This window comes from Pseudomonas frederiksbergensis (genome assembly GCF_035751725.1).
GTDB lineage: Bacteria > Pseudomonadota > Gammaproteobacteria > Pseudomonadales > Pseudomonadaceae > Aquipseudomonas > Aquipseudomonas frederiksbergensis_A.
Genome location: NZ_CP142104.1, coordinates 5,786,594 through 5,807,138 on the forward strand (window position 1 = coordinate 5,786,594; position 20,545 = coordinate 5,807,138).

General features: G+C 60.9%; 19 protein-coding genes and 1 pseudogene. 10 read left to right on the forward strand and 10 right to left on the reverse strand.

Going from position 1 to position 20,545, the window contains the following annotated elements; all coding sequences use genetic code 11:
• The first annotated feature begins 16 nt into the window (after positions 1–16).
• Entirely contained in the window at positions 17–1,330 is a 1,314-nt protein-coding gene (locus VQ575_RS26180) for an NAD(P)/FAD-dependent oxidoreductase (protein WP_198724537.1), read from the forward strand.
• 44 nt (positions 1,331–1,374) lie between these two features.
• Here VQ575_RS26180 and VQ575_RS26185 read toward each other — a convergent pair whose 3' ends face one another.
• Positions 1,375–1,620, reverse strand: coding sequence for a DUF1127 domain-containing protein (locus tag VQ575_RS26185; RefSeq protein ID WP_039590144.1), 246 nt, complete (start codon positions 1,618–1,620; stop codon positions 1,375–1,377).
• Between the two features lie 180 nt (positions 1,621–1,800).
• Here VQ575_RS26185 and VQ575_RS26190 point away from each other — a divergent pair, with 180 nt between their 5' ends.
• Entirely contained in the window at positions 1,801–3,231 is a 1,431-nt protein-coding gene (locus VQ575_RS26190) for an aminotransferase-like domain-containing protein (RefSeq protein WP_039590141.1), read from the forward strand.
• A gap of 34 nt (positions 3,232–3,265) precedes the next feature.
• Here VQ575_RS26190 and VQ575_RS26195 read toward each other — a convergent pair whose 3' ends face one another.
• The 4 genes from VQ575_RS26195 to VQ575_RS26210 all read right to left on the reverse strand — a co-directional run bounded on the left by VQ575_RS26195 (position 3,266) and on the right by VQ575_RS26210 (position 7,322).
• Entirely contained in the window at positions 3,266–4,828 is a 1,563-nt protein-coding gene (locus tag VQ575_RS26195; protein WP_325918700.1) for a fimbria/pilus outer membrane usher protein, read from the reverse strand.
• The gene (locus VQ575_RS26200; RefSeq protein WP_325918702.1) at positions 4,828–5,682 is read right to left on the reverse strand and encodes a FimD/PapC N-terminal domain-containing protein; all 855 of its coding nucleotides are present in this window, start codon (positions 5,680–5,682) and stop codon (positions 4,828–4,830) included. The genes VQ575_RS26195 and VQ575_RS26200 overlap by 1 nt, the downstream gene beginning before the upstream one ends.
• A complete protein-coding gene (locus tag VQ575_RS26205) occupies positions 5,682–6,386 on the reverse strand; it encodes a fimbria/pilus chaperone family protein (protein WP_045157288.1) in 705 nt (234 codons plus the stop codon). Before VQ575_RS26205 ends, VQ575_RS26200 begins: the two co-directional genes overlap by 1 nt.
• A 132-nt stretch (positions 6,387–6,518) precedes the next feature.
• Entirely contained in the window at positions 6,519–7,322 is an 804-nt protein-coding gene (locus VQ575_RS26210) for a DUF1120 domain-containing protein (RefSeq protein ID WP_232916598.1), read from the reverse strand.
• 119 nt (positions 7,323–7,441) lie between these two features.
• Between VQ575_RS26210 and VQ575_RS26215 the strand changes: the two genes are divergently transcribed.
• Positions 7,442–9,007, forward strand: a complete 1,566-nt coding sequence (locus tag VQ575_RS26215) for a phospholipase D family protein (RefSeq protein ID WP_039590127.1) — start codon at positions 7,442–7,444, stop codon at positions 9,005–9,007.
• On the opposite strand, the gene VQ575_RS26220 is transcribed toward VQ575_RS26215, so the two are convergent.
• Both VQ575_RS26220 and VQ575_RS26225 read right to left on the reverse strand, forming a co-directional pair.
• Positions 9,004–10,146 (reverse strand): MFS transporter, encoded by a 1,143-nt coding sequence (locus VQ575_RS26220; RefSeq protein ID WP_039590126.1) that lies wholly within the window; start codon positions 10,144–10,146, stop codon positions 9,004–9,006. The two genes, VQ575_RS26215 and VQ575_RS26220, sit on opposite strands and share 4 nt — an antisense overlap.
• 178 nt (positions 10,147–10,324) lie before the next feature.
• Positions 10,325–11,818 (reverse strand): aldehyde dehydrogenase, encoded by a 1,494-nt coding sequence (locus tag VQ575_RS26225; RefSeq protein WP_325918703.1) that lies wholly within the window; start codon positions 11,816–11,818, stop codon positions 10,325–10,327.
• Between the two features lie 231 nt (positions 11,819–12,049).
• Here VQ575_RS26225 and VQ575_RS26230 point away from each other — a divergent pair, with 231 nt between their 5' ends.
• Positions 12,050–12,412, forward strand: a complete 363-nt coding sequence (locus tag VQ575_RS26230) for a cupin domain-containing protein (protein WP_039590124.1) — start codon at positions 12,050–12,052, stop codon at positions 12,410–12,412.
• A 170-nt stretch (positions 12,413–12,582) separates the two neighbouring features.
• Complete coding sequence (locus VQ575_RS26235) at positions 12,583–12,828, forward strand: peptidase inhibitor (protein ID WP_045157291.1); 246 nt, start codon at positions 12,583–12,585, stop codon at positions 12,826–12,828.
• 69 nt (positions 12,829–12,897) lie between these two features.
• Here VQ575_RS26235 and rpmG read toward each other — a convergent pair whose 3' ends face one another.
• Together rpmG and rpmB are read right to left on the reverse strand one after the other, a co-directional pair.
• The gene (gene rpmG, locus VQ575_RS26240) at positions 12,898–13,053 is read right to left on the reverse strand and encodes a 50S ribosomal protein L33 (RefSeq protein ID WP_003177274.1); all 156 of its coding nucleotides are present in this window, start codon (positions 13,051–13,053) and stop codon (positions 12,898–12,900) included.
• Between the two features lie 11 nt (positions 13,054–13,064).
• Entirely contained in the window at positions 13,065–13,298 is a 234-nt protein-coding gene (rpmB, locus tag VQ575_RS26245) for a 50S ribosomal protein L28 (RefSeq protein WP_003177273.1), read from the reverse strand.
• Between the two features lie 447 nt (positions 13,299–13,745).
• On the opposite strand from rpmB, the gene VQ575_RS26250 reads away from it, so the two are divergent.
• Positions 13,746–15,332, forward strand: a complete 1,587-nt coding sequence (locus VQ575_RS26250) for an ABC transporter substrate-binding protein (RefSeq protein WP_039590117.1) — start codon at positions 13,746–13,748, stop codon at positions 15,330–15,332.
• Between the two features lie 47 nt (positions 15,333–15,379).
• Here the strand turns inward: VQ575_RS26250 and radC are convergent, their stop codons facing one another.
• Complete coding sequence (gene radC, locus VQ575_RS26255; RefSeq protein ID WP_039590116.1) at positions 15,380–16,054, reverse strand: RadC family protein; 675 nt, start codon at positions 16,052–16,054, stop codon at positions 15,380–15,382.
• A gap of 145 nt (positions 16,055–16,199) precedes the next feature.
• On the opposite strand from radC, the gene coaBC reads away from it, so the two are divergent.
• From coaBC to argB, 4 genes and pseudogenes are all read left to right on the forward strand, one after another.
• The gene (gene coaBC / locus VQ575_RS26260) at positions 16,200–17,408 is read left to right on the forward strand and encodes a bifunctional phosphopantothenoylcysteine decarboxylase/phosphopantothenate--cysteine ligase CoaBC (protein WP_039590114.1); all 1,209 of its coding nucleotides are present in this window, start codon (positions 16,200–16,202) and stop codon (positions 17,406–17,408) included.
• Between the two features lie 5 nt (positions 17,409–17,413).
• The gene (dut, locus tag VQ575_RS26265) at positions 17,414–17,869 is read left to right on the forward strand and encodes a dUTP diphosphatase (RefSeq protein WP_039590112.1); all 456 of its coding nucleotides are present in this window, start codon (positions 17,414–17,416) and stop codon (positions 17,867–17,869) included.
• Positions 17,870–18,121: 252 nt separating this feature from the next.
• Positions 18,122–19,525, forward strand: a pseudogene (locus VQ575_RS26270) (phosphomannomutase/phosphoglucomutase); the annotation flags it as partial.
• A 26-nt stretch (positions 19,526–19,551) separates the two neighbouring features.
• Positions 19,552–20,457, forward strand: coding sequence for an acetylglutamate kinase (argB, locus tag VQ575_RS26275; protein ID WP_025216133.1), 906 nt, complete (start codon positions 19,552–19,554; stop codon positions 20,455–20,457).
• Positions 20,458–20,545: the final 88 nt, after the last annotated feature.

The following is a 20,545-nucleotide window of genomic DNA, read 5'->3' on the forward strand; positions in this document are numbered from 1 at the left end:
AATCAGGATTACGCACATGAACGCCCGTGTTCAGCAACCTGTCCCGAGCCACGCGCACGCCGCCTCTTATTACGCCGCCAGCAGCCTGCCGCAGCCGGACCATCCGGTGTTGCAGGGCGAACTGGTCGCGGACGTCTGCGTGGTGGGCGGCGGGTTCTCCGGGTTGAACACGGCCATCGAACTGGCCGAGCGCGGGATGAGCGTGGCACTGCTGGAAGCGCACAGGATCGGCTGGGGCGCCAGCGGGCGCAACGGCGGCCAGTTGATTCGCGGCGTTGGCCACGGCCTCGACCAGTTCGCGTCTGTCGTCGGCACCGACGGTGTTCGTCAGATGAAACTGATGGGGCTCGAGGCGGTGGAAATCGTCCGGCAGCGAGTCGAGCGTTTTCAGATTTCCTGCGACCTGACCTGGGGTTACTGCGACCTCGCCAACAAACCTGGCGACCTCGAGGGCTTTGCCGAAGACGCCGAAGAGCTGCGCAGCCTGGGTTATCGCCATACGACCCGGCTGCTGCAAGCTGACGAGATGCACAGCGTTGTCGGTTCGGATCGCTACGTCGGCGGGTTGATCGACATGGGCTCGGGCCATCTGCATCCGCTCAACCTGGCGCTGGGAGAAGCGGCGGCGGCCCAGCAACTGGGGGTTCGACTCTTCGAACGATCAGCCGTCACCCGCATCGACTATGGCCCTGAAGTGAAGGTGCATACCCAGCACGGCTCGGTCCGCGCCAAGACGCTGGTACTGGGCTGCAACGCCTACCTCAACGGCTTGAACCAGCAATTGAGCGGCAAAGTGCTGCCGGCCGGCAGCTACATCATCGCTACCGAGCCGTTGGGCGAAACTCAGGCACGTGCGCTATTACCGCAGAACATGGCGGTTTGTGATCAGCGGGTGGCGCTGGATTACTACCGGCTTTCAGCGGATCGCCGCTTGTTGTTCGGTGGGGCTTGTCATTATTCCGGGCGCGATCCGCAGGACATCGGCGCCTACATGCGTCCGAAAATGCTCAAGGTTTTCCCTCAGCTAGCGGACGTGAAGATCGACTATCAATGGGGCGGGATGATCGGCATCGGCGCCAATCGCCTGCCGCAGATCGGTCGCCTCAAAGACCAGCCGAACGTGTATTACGCCCAGGCCTACTCCGGCCATGGAGTAAACGCCACGCACCTGGCGGGCAAACTGTTGGCCGAAGCGATCAGTGGCCAGCAGGGAGGTGGCTTCGATTTGTTTGCCCAGGTCCCGCACATGACGTTCCCGGGCGGCAAGCATTTGCGCTCGCCACTCCTGGCATTGGGGATGTTGTGGCATCGGTTGAAAGAACTGGTGTGACTGTGGCGAGGGAGTTGGCTCCCGCGCCATAGGCTTCTATCGATTCAAAGTCGCCAGAACGGCTTCAGGCCTTCCGCCCGAGCCTGCTCCCGACTCAGCCCGATGTCACGCAACTGTTCGGTCGACAGGTCGAGCAAGGCTCTGCGTGTATGCAAACGATGCCAGAACAGTCCCCAGCGACTCAGGCCGGGCGGAGCATTGCGCAAGTCCCCGCTGCGCAGCTCCTTCGCCTGCCCAGCCGCCAGTTCCTGACTGTGTAACGTCAGCCGCACATCGCTCAAGCCGTTCATTTTGATCGCTCCTGTTTACTTGGGTAGCCAGAGCTTTCATGATGCGCGGACAGCCACAAGCAATACAGATTCAACCGATACCTTTTATAACCATACAGATTGGGCATTTTCGACACTGAATCGAAGTTTTGTGCCACAACTGTATGGGTTGTCGCTTTCCTACTTCATCGAGAATGCACCATGACTCTGTACGTGAATCTCGCCGAGCTGCTCGGCACCCGTATCGAACAGGGCTTCTACCGCCCCGGTGACCGGCTGCCGTCGGTGCGTGCCTTGAGCTCCGAACATGGGGTGAGCCTGAGCACGGTCCAGCAGGCTTATCGCATGCTGGAAGACAGCGGCCTGGCGACTCCGAAACCCAAGTCCGGATATTTCGTCCCGGTCAGCCGGGAACTGCCGGACCTGCCAGCGGTAGGCCGTCCAGCCCAGCGCCCGGTAGACATTTCCCAATGGGACCAGGTGCTCGAACTGATACGCGCCATACCGCGCAAGGACGTGGTGCAACTGGGCCGCGGCATGCCGGATATCCACTCGCCGACGATGAAACCCTTGCTGCGTAGCCTGGCGCAGATCAGCCGGCGACAAGACATGCCCGGCCTGTATTACGACAATATCTACGGCAATCTGGAACTGCGCGAACAGATCGCCCGGCTGTCGCTGGATTCCGGCTGCCAACTGGGCGCCAACGACCTGATCGTCACCACCGGGTGCCATGAAGCATTGTCCGTCAGCGTTCGCGCCACGTGCGAGCAAGGGGACATCGTCGCGGTGGACTCTCCCAGCTTCCACGGCGCCATGCAGACGCTCAAAGGCCTGGGCATGAAAGCCTTGGAAATCCCCACCGACCCACTCACCGGCATCAGCCTGGAAGCCTTGGAGCTGGCGTTGGAACAATGGCCGATCAAGGCCATACAGTTGACGCCTAGCTGCAACAACCCGCTGGGCTACATCATGCCCGAGGCCAACAAGCGCGCCTTGTTGACCTTGGCACAGCGTTTCGATGTGGCGATTATCGAAGACGATGTGTATGGCGAACTGGCTTACACCTACCCACGCCCACGCACGATAAAGTCCTTCGACGAAGACGGTCGCGTCCTGCTCTGCAGCTCTTTTTCCAAGACCCTGGCGCCGGGCTTGCGAGTGGGCTGGGTTGCACCCGGCCGCTATCTGGAACGGGTGCTGCACATGAAATACATCAGCACCGGATCCACCGCGCCGCAGCCCCAGATCGCCATTGCAGAATTTCTCAAGGCTGGCCATTTCGAGCCGCATTTGCGCAGGATGCGTGGGCAATACCAGCGAAATCGCGACGTAATGATCGACTGGGTGAGCCGATATTTTCCCCAGGGCACCCGCGCCAGTCGCCCCCGGGGCAGCTTCATGCTCTGGGTCGAACTGCCGGAAGGTTTCGATACGCTGAAGCTCAACCGCATGCTTCATGATCAAGGAGTACAGATCGCCGTCGGCAGTATTTTTTCGGCGTCAGGCAAGTACCGCAATTGCCTGCGCATGAACTACGCGGCCAAGCCAACGGCACAAATCGAGGATGCCGTGCGCAAAGTCGGCACAGCAGCCGGCAGACTGCTGGCGGACGTGCCCGATGGTCCCTGAGCGGTGCGCGCCCACACCCAAGGCACCGCGGAGCTCAGCCTTCCTGGCAAGCCACCTCGAGACGGTCGTAGGGTTCGGTTGAAGCGGGCAATTGGCGGGTGTCGAATTCCAGACGGCAGACTCGCTCATCGGCACGCGTCACGTTGAGCCGAACCACGTCGGGGGCGTCCTCCAGGTAGACCAGGCCAGCGTCGACTACCGTCGTCAGGTACTGCCCATCATGGTCATAGACGCCCAGGCCTTTCGCCACGGGCGTGCCTTCTTCGTTGCGCACGTACAGCATCAGACGGCGAACCATGCCGGCCTGGAAGTCGAGCCGCGGGACCGCGCCACGCGCCGCGCGCACTTCTTGGAACCCGTTAGGCACTTCGACGTTGCGCGGCAAGCTGACCGTGTCGATCTCAATGCGGCTCGCCTGGTAGGCCGGCAACGCGGCCGCCACTGCACGCCCCGCGCCGTCGGTCCAGACGGGCCCTTGGGAAGTGCCAATCTTGATTCCCGCGGAGTCGCCGACCTTGAGCAGACCAAACGTGTCGCGCAGCGGATACGGCGAAGGCGTAACACCCTCCTCATGCATCGCCAGCCCGCCGCGCAACGTCAGGTCATAATGACGCGCGCCAGCGCTGGTCTGGGCATATCCCAGCTCGGCGCTGGTGTAACGGGGCAAGGCGTTGAGCCTGGCATTGAGGTCGTTCCGGCCATCGGCGGAACGGTCTGCACCGATGCTGTAACCCAGGCTGTCACTGACCTGCTCGGTATAGCGCGCGCCCGTACGCAGCCCCCGTGAATCATCGTGACGAGCGGAAGTGCTCAGCCTTCGGTTACGCCCCAAGGGCACACCAACATTGGCGAACACACCGGTCCTGCCTGCCTGTTCAGCCCGGTCATGCTCGACACTCAATGAAAACGTCGCCCAATCGAATGCCCGTGACCATGCCGTACTGATGCGCGAGTTGCCGTTCCCGCCCGCGCCTTTGTAGCGAGTCAGCGATCCGCTGATTGCGCCCCACGACGAATCCGCCCGCCTCAGCGATAGACTCCAGTGATGGGTCGCCCGGGCAAACGGATCACCAACGGCAGGGTCGAGACTCGCCTCGGACAGATATCGAAACCCGGAACTGCGCTGGCCGGCCGTCAGTCCGACGGTTAGCCCGGCGCCCACCACGGTGTTGAGCCTAGCCTGCACTTCTTGGCCACGAGTGCCTGGCGCCGTGCGTGAACCTAGCTGTTGCAGGCCTAGTATTGTCGTTCGGGTCAATGCCTGGGAGATCCCCCAGCCCACGGACTGGTACCCTTCGGCCCCCATCCACCCTGCGCTTGTCTGGGTCTGCGGGCCCCATCGCCAATCCCGGCTGGCCGCAAAGAAAGCCGGCGTGTCACGCTCGCCCCCAGCGAACTGCCTGATCTTGCCTGCCGCCAACCCATAACTGGATACAGCCCCGAGCCTTGCCGGACGCACATCCGCGGCAGGCACATGAAAGTCGCGACGTTCGCCGTTCTCTTCAAACACGCTGACTTGCAGGTCCACCCGGTCACTGATCAACGGTAGATCGCGCAACGTGAACGGCCCCGCGGGCACCAGCGTGGTGTAAATCACTATTGCGCTCTGGCGGACCTCGACCCGGGCCGTCGAATAGGCCAGCCCGTGGACCAACGATCCAGCCCCCAACCCATCCCACCCGACGAAAGCGCATTTTCAGGAAAGATTTGCACACCCGTGAAAGGTCCCGTGGAAAACAACGGCGAACGCATATTCAACTGGCCCAGTTGAACATGCGCATCGAAGCGCTCCCACGTCTTGGAAGCCTGGGTGTACAACGTCTCGAAACGCGTTACGCCCTGGAACGATGTGTAGTTCTGGCGACTGCGGACCACCCAATCTCCCGCATTGAAGCCCAGTTCGGTGCCCACGCTGCGATAGGAGCTGGACTGGCCGGCAGCGGAGCCGGCAATGACCAGCGCGTCGTAGTTCAACACGCCGGCCACACCCCCCGAATCCCAGCTTCCACGGCTCTCGGCGGGTCTCAAGAGCCAGTCTGCGGGGACCACCAGATGCACAAGGTTTTGCCCAGGATCGAGCCGCACCTGAGCACCGGCCAACCCTTGGGTAACAGATACGCACTGCGAATCGCCAGCGCCGGGATACGCATTAAACGACGTGGCAATACCCGCGCGCTCAAGCAGGTTCGCATCGAGGCACAGCTGCCCTTCACTATCGAACCTCGCCATGACCTGCCCGGATGGAATGCCATTGACGCTCAAGGCGACACGATGGCGCCCAGCAGCAAAGCGTGCGGCGCGGCGAAAATATTCGGCGACATCCGGATCCACTCCCCGGGCCTGCAGCACCGAGCGGTCAAATTCAGCGGATGCTTGTGCCGAGGCCTCGGCCCGGGCAATCGACATCAAGACCAGGCTGCCGCCAAGCCGCCAAAGGACACCCAGGCGCATTATTGCAGGCTCAAGCGTGCGTCATGACTCGCCGCCGCAAACCCGTAGGTAGTGGCTGGGAACAGCCGCACATGGGTGCCCAGGCTCGAGGGGGTGGTGAACGTCAACGTTTCCCCAGGCAAAATATAGGTCCGCCCCAGATCAAGTGTCGTACCGCCTGGAATCAAACTCACTGATCTTGCCAGCCTGACGACGTAGGGGCTGGGATTGCTCACGCTGACCTGCCCGGTCTTGGCGCTCCAGACCAGTCGCGTCCAAGGCATTCGCTCAATCGCCAGGTGTGCCGGGCGAATAATGACCGGGATGTTCTGACGCACGCCCATGGAAATCTGTGCGCCACCAGCCGCGGGACGCGCCTTGATGCCTTCGAACACCACGCGCTTGAGCCGCTCCGTCTGCAAAGGAGCGCCACTGTGCAGGATAAAACGCACCTGCTGGCTCTGCCCGGGCTCGACCCGAGCCACAGGCGGATTGACCAGGAGCAACGGCTCCAAGTCCTCTGGAACATCCAAGACAGAGCTGTAAAGCAGCGCCGGTTGTTCATCGGTGTTCTTGATATTCAGAGTCGCCTCACCCTTGCCCTGATCGACAATCACTACCGGCGTTTCCGGGACCATTCCAGCGGCCTGGGCGCTGGAGGCTATAAATGGCAGGCACAACGCTGCCACCGTGTTCAATACCGGCAAGCAATTTCGCAAAAACATGGGAATCTCCAGAAGCACCGGCCGAGACATGCCTGGCATGTCTCGTCGGCAGCAAACCAACCCGCCGGAGCGCAGACTTTTCAGGTCATTGCAGGCCTTTCAACGCTCACGACGCTCCGTCACTTTTAGGCGTCAGAGGTAAAACACATCGAACGTGACCGAACCATCAAGATCGAACTCATCGGTAGTCGGCGGCAACTCGGAAGTGGCGCGGATGGCCGCGGCGACTTTCATCGGCAATGTATGAAGACGAGCAGGAGCAGGGCCGTTTGCCAAGCTTGAACCCCAGGAGTAAGTCGTCGGCGCATTGGTAATCAAACCATTGGTCGGAACACTCCAGCTCGGATTGGCCAGCGTTCGCGCCAGCAAGATCTGCGGGACACCATCAGCCCGCGGCAAGCCACTCAACAGACCGAAACCACCGATTCCAACCCCCTGGGTGCTGCCCAGGCCGTAATACAGTTCTTCGCCCGAACGACCATTGAATGCCAGACCGGGAACCTTGGATGCACCGCGATTATCGGTGACGGCAATCTCCACGGATGCCGGGGCGCTACAGGTGATTTGCAAGCTGATATCGCGCTGGGGAAGATCGTTCTGCCTGTCGGGCGCCAGGGTCGAAGAGAAAATCCGACCGAGATTGACATCGCTACCGCCAGCAAATGCCGGAATGCAGGATGTCGGGATAACGCGGCCTGTCACGTTCAAATCAACACTGGCCGCCTGGGCGATCAAGGGTGTAGAGGCAGCGGCCAAACAGCTGGCCAAGAGTAGTTTTTTCATAGTCACGTACCTGCAAAAGAGAAAGGGATGCAGCCATGCAATGGCAATCGGGGAAAGAGAACCAACCACCCGTCCAATGCCTGCGTATCGTTGCCCATCAGGTAGGATTTTTATGTAGGAAAAGACTTTGCAAGGAACTGGCTTTTTCAGCATGGCTTGTGGCCTTTCAACTTCTGTAGCAAGTTCCCACAGCCTGAGGCGTCGTATCCCGCAAACAGGATGAATCACAAAGCCATGCCATACTTCCTCGCAACGATCCGGGACGACTTGATTTGAGACCACATTCGACGCTGCCCTTTGCTCTGCTGCTTGCGACGCTTCTCTGCGGCTGTACGAGCCTGGACATTTCTCGCGAGCCCAGCCAGGCGTTGCCAGCGGAGCAATCGACATTCGGTCGCTCAGTCCAGGCCCAGGCCGCGCTTCACGAGGGTCGCTCAGGTTTTCGCCTGCTATCGGACAGCACCGAGGCCTTCACCGCCCGTGCCGAATTGATCCGCAATGCCCAGAGCAGCCTGGACTTGCAGTACTACATCGTCCACGACGGGATCAGCACGCGAATGCTGGTGGACGAGTTGCTCAAGGCCGCCGACCGGGGCGTGCGCGTGCGCATCCTGCTGGACGACACCACCAGCGACGGGCAAGAGCAGACCATCTCGACGCTCGCTGCCCACCCCAACATCCAGATCCGTCTGTTCAACCCTTTGCACCTTGGGCGCGCCACTGGCGTGACCCGCAGCCTCGGACGGCTCTTCAACCTGTCATTGCAACACCGCCGCATGCACAACAAGCTTTGGCTGGCGGACAACAGCATGGCGATCGTCGGGGGCCGAAACCTGGGTGATGAGTACTTCGATGCCGAACCCAACCTGAACTTCACCGACATCGACCTGCTCGGCGTCGGACCGGTGGCCGAGCAGTTGGGACATAGCTTCGACCAATACTGGAACAGCGCCCTGAGCAAGCCCATCGAACAATTCATGTCCCATCGGCCCGCCGCCCAAGAACTGGTCGAAAGCCGCTTGCGCCTGCAAGCGTCCCTGGAGCAGACGCACAAGGAAAACCAGGCGCTGTATCAACAGCTGACCACCTACAAGACCCAGCCACGCCTGGATACCTGGCGCAGTCAATTGATCTGGGCCTGGAACCAGGCGTTGTGGGATGCGCCGAGCAAAGTGCTGGCAAGGGATGAGCCTGATCCCCAATTGCTGCTGACGACGCAACTGGGGCCGGAGCTGAGCGGAGTGAGCGAGGAGTTGATCATGATCTCGGCCTACTTCGTTCCCGGCCAGCCGGGCCTGGTGTACCTGACCAGTCGCGCCGATGCCGGCGTATCGGTGAGCCTGCTGACCAACTCGCTCGAAGCCACTGACGTGCCTGCGGTGCACGGCGGCTATGCGCCGTATCGCAAGGCCCTGTTGCAGCACGGCGTGCGCCTGTTCGAACTTCGACGACAGCCGGGCGATGATGGCAGCAGCCCGCATCTGTTCTATAGCAAGTCCTACGGCGAGTCGGACTCCAGCCTGCACAGCAAGGCGATTATTTTCGACCGGCAAAAGTCCTTCATCGGCTCGTTCAATTTCGACCCGCGCTCGGTTCTGTGGAATACCGAGGTCGGTGTGCTGGTGGACAGCCCGGAGCTTGCCGACCAAGTGCGCGAGCTGGCCTTGCAGGGCATGGCGCCGACCCTGAGTTATCAGGCCCGGCTCAAAGACGGAAGGTTGGTCTGGACCACTGAAGACAACGGCAAGCTACACGACCTGGACCGTGAGCCTGGTAGCTGGTGGCGTCGGTTCAATGCCTGGTTCGCCACCACCATCGGGCTTGAGAGCATGCTTTAGACGGGCTGTGTCGCTCCGAAAGCCCCTTGTCGCAACAACAGGATCACCAACCCGAACGCCCCTGCCGCCATGAACAGGGGCAGCGCATGCCCGCTGATCCATTGGCTGCCCGCCCCCGCCAGCAAAGGACCGACCAGGCATCCAATCCCCCAAAGCTGAGCGATATGAGCATTGGCCCGCACCAGCGCATCGTCGCGATAACGCTCGCCGATCAGAATCAGCGACAGGGTGAACAGCCCTCCCGCGCTGGCGCCAAACAGTACCCACAGCGGCCAGATGAAGAGCGTGTCGATCAACAGGGGCACCGCCAGGCTGGACACCATCAAGACCACCGCGCAACCAGTGAACAACGACCGACGCGAAAGGCGATCGGCCAAGGCACCGATGGGCAGTTGCAGCAAGGCATCGCCAACCACCACCGTGCTGACCATCGCCAGCGCGACATCGGCGCCAAAGCCCTGGCGCAAGCAATAGACCGGCAGCAGTGTCAGGATCATGGCTTCGAATGCGGCGAACAACGACACGGCCCAGCCAATCGCCGGCAAGCCACGGCAGAATTCCCACAGATCCTTGAAAGTGACCGCGCTGGCTTCGCTGGTGGGCGCCCCGCTGCGGCCAAGCAACAGCAACGGCGAGACCAGTAGCAGGCCGACACCCACCCAGAAGCCATAGTCGTGATCGGTCCCCAATGCGCCCAGCAGCAACGGGCCGGACAATTGACTCAGGGCATAGCTGCTGCCATACAGCGCCACCAACCGACCGCGCCATTGTTCGATGACCAGTTGGTTGATCCAGCTCTCGCCAAGAATGAACACCAGCGTCAGGACCACGCCAATCACCAACCGCAGCAGCAACCACACCGGATAGCTGGGCAACAGCGCCAGCAACCCGATGGACAGCGCCCCACCCCAGAGGCACAGGCGCATCAACGCCGCCGTGCCGAAGTACGCCGCCAGCCGGCTCGAAACCTTGGCCCCGACCAGTACCCCGACCGCCGGCATGGCAGCCATCACGCCGATGGCGAACGAGCCGTAGCCCCAGCCCTCCAGGCGCAGCGACACCAGCGGCATGCTCACGCCCAGCGCCAGGCCGACACTCAGGACAGACGCCAACACGGCGAAATAAGTCGCCCAACGCATTTCCACGCTCCTGTGGATAGATTTCAAGCGTTGTACATAACAGTGTGGGAGCGGGCTTGCTCGCGAAAGGGGAATGCCAGTCAACAGAACCGTTGAATGTAAAACCGCCTTCGCGAGCAATCCCGCTCCCACAATGGTCTATCGGCAAGCCCCGGGTGAATCCGGAGCTGTCATTTCGTCATAGCTTGATCCAGGTCGCCTTCAGCTCGGTGTACTTGTCGAATGCATGCAACGACTTGTCCCGGCCGTTACCCGACTGCTTGAACCCACCGAACGGCGCGGTCATGTCGCCGCCGTCGTACTGGTTGACCCAGACGCTGCCGGCGCGCAGTGCCTTGGCGGTCAGGTGAGCCTTGGAAATGTCCTTGGTCCACACAGCGGCTGCCAGGCCATAAGGCGTGTCATTGGCGATCTGGATGGCCTCTTCGGCGCTGTCGAAGGCGATGACGGACAATACCGGGCCGAAAATCTCTTCCTGGGCAATTTTCATCGCGTTGCTCACGCCGTCGAAAATCGTCGGTTCGACATACGTACCGCCGGTTTCCTCGAGGATCCGCTTGCCGCCCGCCACCAGTTTGGCGCCATCGCTGTGACCAGCCTCGATATAGGACAGTACGGTATTCATCTGCTGGGTATCGACCAGGGCGCCGACATTGGTGGCTGGGTCCAGCGGGTTGCCGGGCTTCCAGCTCTTGAGCGCCTCGATCACCAGCGGCAGGAAGGTGTCCTTGATGGAACGCTCCACCAGCAGGCGCGAACCGGCGGTGCAGACTTCGCCTTGGTTGAAAGCGATGGCGCTGGCGGCGGATTCGGCGGCGGCTTGCAAGTCCGGGGCATCGGCAAATACGATGTTCGGGCTCTTGCCGCCGGCTTCCAGCCAGACGCGCTTCATGTTGGATTCACCGGAATAGACCATCAATTGCTTGGCGATCCGCGTAGAGCCGGTGAACACCAGCGTATCGACATCCATGTGCAAGGCCAGGGCCTTGCCAACGGTGTGGCCGTAGCCCGGCAGGACGTTCAGCACGCCTTTGGGAATGCCGGCCTCAATCGCCAGGGCAGCGATGCGGATCGCGGTCAACGGGGATTTTTCCGAAGGCTTCAGCACCACGGAGTTGCCCGTGGACAGAGCCGGGCCGAGCTTCCAGCAAGCCATCATCAGCGGGAAGTTCCACGGCACGATCGCGCCGACCACTCCGACGGGTTCGCGGGTCACCAAGCCCAACTGATCGTGCGGCGTAGCGGCCACTTCGTCGTAGATCTTGTCGATGGCTTCACCGCTCCAGCTCAGTGCCTGGGCGGCCCCGGGCACGTCGATATTCAGCGAGTCGCTGATGGGCTTGCCCATGTCGAGGGTTTCCAGCAGGGCAAGCTCCTCGGCGTTCTGCTTGAGCAGGCCGGCAAAGCGAATCATCGCAGCTTTGCGCTTGCTCGGCGCCAGGCGCGACCAGACGCCGGAATCGAAGGTGGAGCGGGCATTTTCGACGGCGCGCTGGGCGTCGGCCACGTCACAACTGGCGATCTTGCCCAGCTGGCGCCCATCGACCGGGCTGAGGCAATCAAAGGTTTCGCCGGACACCGCATCGGTGTATTCGCCGTTGATGAACGCGCGGCCTTCGATCTTCAGGTCGCGGGCACGCTGTTCCCAGTCGGCACGAGTCAGGGTGGTCATGCGAGTGTCCTCCTCTTATTGGGTAGGAACGCCGCGGCACCCGCAGCGCTCAAGAATTCTGCCCGGCCAGCCGGTTTTCGGCGCTGTTTTCGGCACGGAACATCCGCCACCCTAAACCAGCCGCCGGGGATGTTTCAATATATTTGACACAAGGCTGGCAAACGACCTTGCGATGTTCGTTTTAATAAACATAGACTCGACGCTTCCAAGCCATCACCGGAGATCAAGCGCATGAGCATCGAGGACATCGTCGATTTCGGCCAGGCCAACACCCCCGCCGATCGTTACCGCCCGGATCCGGCCAAGGTGCTCAAGGGGGATCCCGAACAAGCGGTGTTCAATCATTACAACAGCCCATGCGGCCAGATGAATGCCGGGGTCTGGGAAGGCGCCGTCGGCCAGTGGACGGTCAACTATACGGAGCACGAATACTGCGAAATCGTCCAGGGCGTCTCCGTGCTGCGCGACAGCGATGGCAATGCCAAGACGCTTCGGGCCGGCGATCGCTTTGTGATTCCCGCGGGATTCAAGGGCACCTGGGAGGTGCTGGAACCGTGCCGCAAGATCTACGTGGTGTTTGAAGCGAAAGCCTGAGTTGCACCGTAAAAGCCAGTGACACTTAATCAATGGTCATCTGGCGCAGCGACAACTAAAACGTTCCACAGGCACCACGCAAATTATCGTCGCAGCAGCACGCGCAGGACGCGCGGGCAACCCGAACGGTGAGTGCCTCAACTTTTGAATTATTAGCAAGGAGGCTAGAAATGCCTGATCGAAACGACGTCATTGTCACGCCCACACCTAACGATCAATGCGACATCGCCATCGCCCGGTACACCATCGGCCAAAAATGCACCCCTGAATTACTTGAAGAGGTTCGAGCCCTGGCCAACGGGGCCCCTGTTCGGGCTACCGGGCCCAAATACCCTACAAGCTGGGATCTTCGCCCGCGACGTATCAATCTTCAGACCGATGCCAACAGGATCATCATCGGCATCAAATGTGGTTGACCGCTAAACCAACAAAAAAGGGCCCGTATCTCACGATACGGGCCCTTTTTTGTAAGAGGGAAAAATCAATTACTTGATTTTGCCTTCCTTGTAGATCACGTGCTTGCGAACAACCGGATCATATTTCTTGATCTCGATTTTGTCCGGGGTAGTACGCTTGTTCTTGTCGGTAGTGTAGAAGTGACCAGTACCGGCGCTCGAGATCAAACGAATCAATTCACGCATGATTAGCTCCCTTAAACCTTGCCATCGCGACGAAGTTCGGCCAGCACGACACTGATGCCACGCTTGTCGATGATGCGCATGCCCTTGGCAGATACGCGCAGACGTACGAAACGTTTCTCTTCTTCAACCCAGAAGCGGTGATGCTGCAGGTTCGGCAGGAAACGACGACGGGTTTTGTTGTTTGCGTGGGAAATGTTATTCCCAGTCACCGGACCCTTACCGGTAACTTGACAGACTCTAGACATGCCTCAGCCCTCTAAACCTCATGCCCAACCCGGCATGGGTTGGCCGCTTAATCTCTCAGTCATTTGGCGCCAGGCGCCGCGTTTCTTTAAGGGTCTTACCGGCTACACCTACAGTGAAGGAACCGGGCCCCTAGAAAAGAGCGCTGCTTTATACCAGAAAGACCCAGGCACAACAACAGCCGGTGTGATTTGTCTTCGTTGTAAATCGTCGCCCAACAGCCCCAGGCGGCTGGCGCAAGGGTCGGCGACGCCCTTACCGCTCGTCGTGGCGCGCAGGTTTTTTCTGGTCGATGGCGAGTTCGCGCCCAGGACACCTTCTGCGAAGCGCAGGAAAGAGTGCCGGAAAATGCAAAAAGGGGATAGTCATTTGCAGGCGAGGCCACTAGGGTAGACCTTTTCCAGACTGCACTCGCAGATGGGCCTCCGACCTGCACAGGAAATCAAATCATGCGCCTCGCTGCCCTATCACTGTTGCTCGCCCCTCTGCTGATCAGCCCGCTGGCCCAGGCCGCCGCCCTGAGCGTATGTACCGAGGCCAGCCCGGAAGGGTTCGATGTCGTTCAATACAATTCACTGACCACCACCAATGCTTCGGCCGACGTGCTCATGAACCGCCTGGTGGACTTCGACACGGCCAGCGGCAAGGTGGTGCCGAGCCTGGCCGACAGTTGGGAGGTCTCGCCCGATGGCCTGACCTATGTCTTCAAGCTGCGTCCCCGGGTCAAGTTCCATCGCACCGACTATTTCACACCGCGCCGCGACCTGACCGCCGAAGACGTCAAGTTCAGCTTCGATCGCATGCTGGATCCGGCCAACCCTTGGCACAAGGTTGCGCAAAGTGGCTTCCCTCACGCCCAGTCCATGCAACTGCCGGCGCTGATTACCAAAATCGACGCGCTGGACCCTCTGACCGTGCGATTCACGCTGGGCCACGCCGATTCGACTTTCCTGGCCACATTGAGCATGGGTTTTGCCTCCATTTATTCAGCCGAGTACGCCGACCAATTGATGAAGGCCGGCAAGCCGGAACAACTCAACAACCAGCCCATCGGCACCGGCCCGTTCATTTTCAACCGCTTCCAGAAAGACGCCTCGATTCGCTACAAGGCCAACAACGAATACTTCGGCGGCAAGCCGCAGGTAGACCCTCTTATCTTTGCCATCACCCCGGACGCCAACGTTCGCCTGCAGAAACTGCGACGTAATGAATGCCAGATCGCATTGTCGCCCAAGCCACTGGACGTACAGGCTGCCAAGCAGGAGCCCACGCTGAAAGTGGAACAGACTGACGCTTTCATGACCGCTTTCCTGGCGATCAACAGCCAACACCCGCCCTTGGATAAACCGGAAGTCCGCCAAGCCATCAATCTTGCCTTCGACAAGGCCAGTTACCTCAAGACTGTTTTCGAAGGCACCGCCGAAGCGGCCAACGGTCCTTACCCACCGAACACATGGAGCTACGCCAGAAACCTGCCCGGCTATGCCCATGATCCGGCCAAGGCCCGGGACTTGCTCGCCAAGGCCGGTTTGAAGGAAGGCTTCAAGACCACAATCTGGACCCGCCCTTCCGGCAGCCTGCTCAACCCCAATCCAAGCCTGGGGGCACAGTTGCTGCAATCGGACCTGGCGGAAATCGGCATCCAGGCGGAAATCCGCGTGATCGAATGGGGCGAGCTGATCCGCCGCGCCAAGGCCGGCGAGCATGACCTGCTGTTCATGGGCTGGGCTGGGGATAACGGTGATCCGGACAATTTCCTCACCCCGCAATTTTCCTGCGCGGCGGTCAAGTCCGGCACCAACTTCGCCCGTTATTGCAACCCGGACCTGGACAAGCTGATCAGTGCAGGCAAGACCACCAGTGAACAAGGCGTGCGCACCAAACTCTACGAACAGGCCCAGGCGCAGATACAGCAGCAGGCCCTCTGGCTGCCGTTGGCGCACCCGACCGCCTTCGCGTTGACCCGCAAGGATGTGCAGGGTTATGCGGTGAGCCCGTTTGGGCGCCAGGATTATTCCAAGGTCAGTCTCAAATAACCCTGCCTGAAGCGCTCCCACAAGGATTCATATCGTCAGATCCGACCTCACATCCACCCATACTCCGCCATGGACAGCGGCTCCCCGTCACCGATGATGAAATGGTCGAGCACCCGCACATCGATCAGCTCCAGAGCCTCCTGGAGCCGCTCGGTGAGCACGCGGTCGGCTTGGCTCGGCTCGGTGTTGCCGGAAGGGTGGTTGTGGCACAGGATCACCGCGGCGGCGTTGTGGGCCAAGGCTCTCTTGACCACTTGGCGAGGATGGACGCTGGCGCTGTCGATCGAGCCGCGAAACAGCGCCTCGAAGGTCAGCACCTGATGCTTGGCATTGAGGAACAGGCAGCCAAACACCTCATGGGGTTCGTGGCGCAGCATTGATTTGAGATACTCACGAACCGCGAACGGGCTTTCCAGCGTGGTTCTTTCCCGGGCCCGCTCAGCCAAATGCCGACGACTCATTTCCTGGGCGGCTTGTAGCTGGGCAAATTTTGCCGGCCCGAGGCCCACATGGCTGCTGAAAGTGATCTGGTCCGCTTCCAGCAGCGCGCGCAGGCTGCCAAACTGGATCAAGAGTTGTCGCGCCAGATCCACCGCGCTTCTACCCGCCACGCCCGTGCGTAAAAAAATCGCCAGCAGTTCGGCGTCTGAAAGGCTCCCCGCCCCCGACGCCAACAACCTTTCCCGCGGCCGTTCGGCCACGGGCCAATCCCGAATACTCATGGCATCTCCCTGATAGTGGGCGCCGCTGTTCCGTAGCGGACGCTGTGATATCTTAGCCCATCTTTTTTGCAGGCGATTTTCACCCAGGCAGGCTGCTGCCGAGGGGTTCGTCTTGCACTGACCACTGAAATCGAAAGGCAGGCCTATGCAGCGGCTGTATCGGAAACGCATCGTTCTGGGCGTCGGCGGCGGCATTGCCGCCTACAAGAGCGCCGAGCTGGTTCGCAGGCTTATCGACCAGGGCGCGGAAGTGCGGGTCGTCATGACCCGTGGCGGCAGTGAGTTCATCACCCCGTTGACCATGCAAGCCCTGTCCGGACACCCGGTCCACCTGGATTTGCTCGACCCTGCGGCTGAAGCAGCCATGGGCCACATTGAACTGGCCAAGTGGGCCGACCTGGTGTTGATCGCCCCGGCCACGGCCGACCTGATCGCCCGCCTGGCCCAGGGTATCGCCGACGACCTGCTGACCACCCTGGTGCTCGCCACCGACGCCGTGGTTGCCGTCGCGCCGGCCATGAACCAGGCCATGTGGCGCGACCCGGCTACCCAGGCCAACCTGCAATTGCTGGAAAGCCGCGCCCTGAAAGTCTTCGGCCCAGCCTCCGGCAGCCAGGCCTGCGGCGATGTCGGCATGGGTCGCATGCTTGAGGCCACCGACCTGGCCCAGTGCGCCGCCGATTGCTTCAAGCGCGAGGCCCTGACGGGCAAGCACGTGCTGATCACCGCCGGGCCGACCCAGGAAAACATCGACCCGGTGCGCTACATCACCAACCACAGCTCCGGAAAAATGGGCTTCGCCCTCGCCGAAGCGGCCGTCGAGGCTGGCGCCCGAGTGACGCTGATCACCGGCCCGGTGCACCTGCCGACCCCAGACCGGGTCACGCGCATCGACGTGGTCAGCGCGCGGGACATGCTCGCGGCCTGCGAAGCGGCCATCCCGTGCGACCTGTTCATCGCCTCGGCTGCGGTAGCGGACTACCGACCTGAAGTCGTCGCCCCGCAAAAATTGAAGAAAGACCCTACAAGCGGCGACGGCCTGCTCCTGCAAATGGTGCGCAACCCGGACATCCTGGCCACCATCGCCACTCGTCCCGATCGTCCGTTCAGCGTGGGTTTCGCCGCCGAAACCGAACACTTGCTCGATTACGCGGCGCGCAAGCTCAAGGACAAGAACCTCGACTTGATTGTCGCCAACGACGTCGCCAACCCGAGCATCGGCTTCAACAGCGAAGAAAACGCCTGCAGCGTGATCGACCGCCAGTTGCACGCCACGCTTTTCGCCCAGACCAGCAAGGGCAAGATCGCCCGCCAACTGATCACTTTCATCGCCGAACGGCTGAACCAGGTTTAATTCCAATGCACGCGCTACAAGCCAAGATCCTCGACCCTCGCATCGGCAACGAATTTCCGCTGCCGCAATACGCTACACCGGGCTCCGCCGGTCTCGACCTGCGGGCGATGCTCAAGCAGGACACGGTGCTGGAACCGGGCCAGACCCTGCTGATTCCTACCGGCCTGTCGGTGTACATCGGCGACCCGGGCCTGGCCGCGCTGATCCTGCCGCGCTCGGGGCTTGGCCACAAGCACGGCATCGTGCTGGGCAACCTGGTAGGCCTGATCGATTCCGACTACCAGGGCGAACTGATGGTGTCGTGCTGGAACCGCGGCCAGACCGCTTTCAACATTGCCATCGGCGAGCGCATTGCCCAACTGGTGCTGGTGCCGGTGGTCCAGGCTCACTTCGAGCTGGTCCAGGAATTCGACGAAAGCCAGCGTGGCGCCGGCGGTTTCGGGCACTCCGGTAGCCATTGATGCGGCGTTTGCGGCCGGGCGCCCTGCCCGGCTGCTTTATTAAGCTTCTGTTTCAGGACTAAATATGCGTAACGGCTGCCGACGAGGTTTCCCACCCGGAATCAAGGTTTTAGACCGTTCAGACCGGGATAACGCTGTCTCATGGCACTTTCCCACCGCGAACTCTCTGCCAAAAACGTCGTCATACCCTTCAGCTTGAGCCTGCCGACGCCAAATGTCGGTGTGTCCAGTCACTTTCCTGAGTAGAGCGCCCCGCCCATGAACACCCCAGCCGCAATTGCCCCGATCTTTCCCGACAGCATCTTCCGCGCCTACGACATCCGTGGCGTCGTGCCGGAAACCCTGACGGCTGAAACTGCCTATTGGATTGGCCGCGCCATCGGCTCCCAGAGCCTGGCCCAGGGCGAACCGAACGTGAATGTTGGCCGCGATGGCCGCTTGTCCGGCCCGGAACTGGTCGAGCAACTGATCAAGGGCATCGCCGACAGCGGTTGCCATGTCAGTGATGTCGGCCTGGTGCCAACACCGGCGCTGTACTATGCCGCCAACGTGCTGGCCGGTAAATCTGGCGTGATGCTCACCGGCAGCCACAACCCGTCGAACTACAACGGTTTCAAGATCGTCATCGCCGGCGACACCCTCGCCAACGAGCAGATCCAGGCGCTGCACACCCGTCTCAAGACCAATGACTTGAGCAGCGGCAAGGGCACCGTGACCAAGGTCGACATCCTCCCGCGCTACAACGATGAGATCGTCAAGGACGTAAAACTCGCCCGCCGATTGAAAGTGGTGGTCGATTGCGGCAACGGCGCGGCCGGCGTGATCGCACCGCAATTGATTGAAGCCCTGAATTGCGAAGTCATCCCGCTGTTCTGCGAGGTCGACGGCAACTTCCCGAACCACCACCCGGACCCGGGCAAGCTGGAAAACCTGCAAGACCTGATCGCCAAGGTCAAGGAAACCAACGCCGACCTGGGCCTGGCCTTCGACGGCGACGGCGACCGCGTGGGCGTGGTGACCGAGACCGGCAGCGTCGTATTCCCGGACCGCCTGTTGATGCTGTTCGCCAAAGACGTAGTGGCGCGCAACCCCGATGCTGAGATCATTTTCGACGTGAAATGCACCCGTCGCCTGGTGCCGTTGATCAAGGAATACGGCGGTCGCCCGCTCATGTGGAAAACCGGCCACTCGTTGATCAAGAAAAAAATGAAACAGAGCGGCGCCCTGCTGGCCGGCGAAATGAGCGGCCACATCTTCTTCAAGGAACGCTGGTTCGGTTTTGATGACGGCATCTACAGCGCGGCACGCCTGCTGGAGATCCTCAGCAAGGAGCAATCCAGCGCGGAAGAGCTGTTCGCAACCTTCCCGAACGATATTTCTACGCCAGAAATCAATATCCATGTGACCGAAGAGAGCAAATTCAGCATCATTGATGCACTGCACGACGCCCAGTGGGGCGAAGGCGCCGAACTGACCACCATCGACGGTGTGCGGGTCGACTACCCACAAGGCTGGGGCCTGGTTCGCGCCTCCAACACCACACCGGTGCTGGTGCTGCGTTTCGAGGCCGACAACGAGGCCGAGCTGCAGCGCATCAAGGATGTTTTCCACACCCAACTCAAACGTGTTGCACCTGATCTCAAACTACCGTTTTGATTTTTGAATCACCACCGGAGCCCTGAATGACCCTCGAACGCGAAGCCGCCGCCAACACCGCCAAGGTCCTGTCCGAAGCGTTGCCTTACATCCGACGCTATGTCGGCAAGACACTGGTGATCAAGTACGGCGGCAACGCGATGGAAAGCGAGGAGCTGAAAACCGGCTTCGCCCGCGACATCGTTCTCATGAAAGCCGTGGGCATCAACCCGGTAGTAGTACACGGTGGTGGCCCGCAGATCGGCGACCTCCTCAAGCGGTTGTCGATCGAGAGCCACTTCATCGATGGCATGCGCGTCACCGACGCGCAGACCATGGACGTGGTGGAAATGGTCCTCGGCGGCCAGGTCAACAAGGACATCGTCAACCTGATCAACCGCCACGGCGGCAGCGCCATCGGCCTGACCGGCAAGGACGCCGAGCTGATCCGGGCGAAGAAGCTCACCGTCACCCGCCAGACTCCGGAGATGACCCAGCCGGAAATCATCGACATCGGTCACGTGGGCGAAGTGGTCGGCATCAACACCGACCTGCTGAACCTGCTGGTCAAGGGCGACTTCATCCCAGTCATCGCGCCAATTGGCGTGGGCGCCAACGGCGAGTCGTACAACATCAACGCCGACCTGGTGGCCGGCAAGGTCGCCGAGGCACTGAAGGCCGAAAAGCTGATGCTGCTGACCAACATTGCCGGCCTGATGGACAAGACCGGCAAGGTCCTGACCGGATTGTCGACCCAGCAAGTCGACGACCTTATCGCGGATGGCACGATCTACGGCGGCATGTTGCCGAAGATCCGTTGTGCGCTGGAAGCGGTCCAGGGCGGTGTCGGCAGCTCGCTGATCATCGATGGTCGCGTGCCGAATGCGATCCTGCTGGAGATCTTCACCGACACCGGCGTAGGTACCTTGATCAGCAATCGCAAGCGTCCTTAAGCGATACCGTTAAAAAAAGACCCCGCTCAATCTGGTTGAGCGGGGTCTTTTTTTACACTTTTGCAGATGCTCTTGTGGCAAGGGAGCT

Coding starts and splice junctions, on each gene's coding strand:
- radC (WP_039590116.1), bottom strand. CDS start 16,054: ATGAGTATTCGGGATTGGCCCGTGGCCGAACGGCCGCGGGAAAGGTTG.
- VQ575_RS26230 (WP_039590124.1), top strand. CDS start 12,050: ATGAGCATCGAGGACATCGTCGATTTCGGCCAGGCCAACACCCCCGCC.
- VQ575_RS26205 (WP_045157288.1), bottom strand. CDS start 6,386: ATGTTTTTGCGAAATTGCTTGCCGGTATTGAACACGGTGGCAGCGTTG.
- VQ575_RS26190 (WP_039590141.1), top strand. CDS start 1,801: ATGACTCTGTACGTGAATCTCGCCGAGCTGCTCGGCACCCGTATCGAA.
- VQ575_RS26210 (WP_232916598.1), bottom strand. CDS start 7,322: ATGCTGAAAAAGCCAGTTCCTTGCAAAGTCTTTTCCTACATAAAAATC.
- VQ575_RS26200 (WP_325918702.1), bottom strand. CDS start 5,682: ATGCGCCTGGGTGTCCTTTGGCGGCTTGGCGGCAGCCTGGTCTTGATG.
- rpmB (WP_003177273.1), bottom strand. CDS start 13,298: ATGTCTAGAGTCTGTCAAGTTACCGGTAAGGGTCCGGTGACTGGGAAT.
- VQ575_RS26225 (WP_325918703.1), bottom strand. CDS start 11,818: ATGACCACCCTGACTCGTGCCGACTGGGAACAGCGTGCCCGCGACCTG.
- VQ575_RS26235 (WP_045157291.1), top strand. CDS start 12,583: ATGCCTGATCGAAACGACGTCATTGTCACGCCCACACCTAACGATCAA.
- dut (WP_039590112.1), top strand. CDS start 17,414: ATGCACGCGCTACAAGCCAAGATCCTCGACCCTCGCATCGGCAACGAA.
- argB (WP_025216133.1), top strand. CDS start 19,552: ATGACCCTCGAACGCGAAGCCGCCGCCAACACCGCCAAGGTCCTGTCC.
- rpmG (WP_003177274.1), bottom strand. CDS start 13,053: ATGCGTGAATTGATTCGTTTGATCTCGAGCGCCGGTACTGGTCACTTC.
- VQ575_RS26185 (WP_039590144.1), bottom strand. CDS start 1,620: ATGAACGGCTTGAGCGATGTGCGGCTGACGTTACACAGTCAGGAACTG.
- VQ575_RS26180 (WP_198724537.1), top strand. CDS start 17: ATGAACGCCCGTGTTCAGCAACCTGTCCCGAGCCACGCGCACGCCGCC.
- coaBC (WP_039590114.1), top strand. CDS start 16,200: ATGCAGCGGCTGTATCGGAAACGCATCGTTCTGGGCGTCGGCGGCGGC.
- VQ575_RS26220 (WP_039590126.1), bottom strand. CDS start 10,146: ATGCGTTGGGCGACTTATTTCGCCGTGTTGGCGTCTGTCCTGAGTGTC.
- VQ575_RS26250 (WP_039590117.1), top strand. CDS start 13,746: ATGCGCCTCGCTGCCCTATCACTGTTGCTCGCCCCTCTGCTGATCAGC.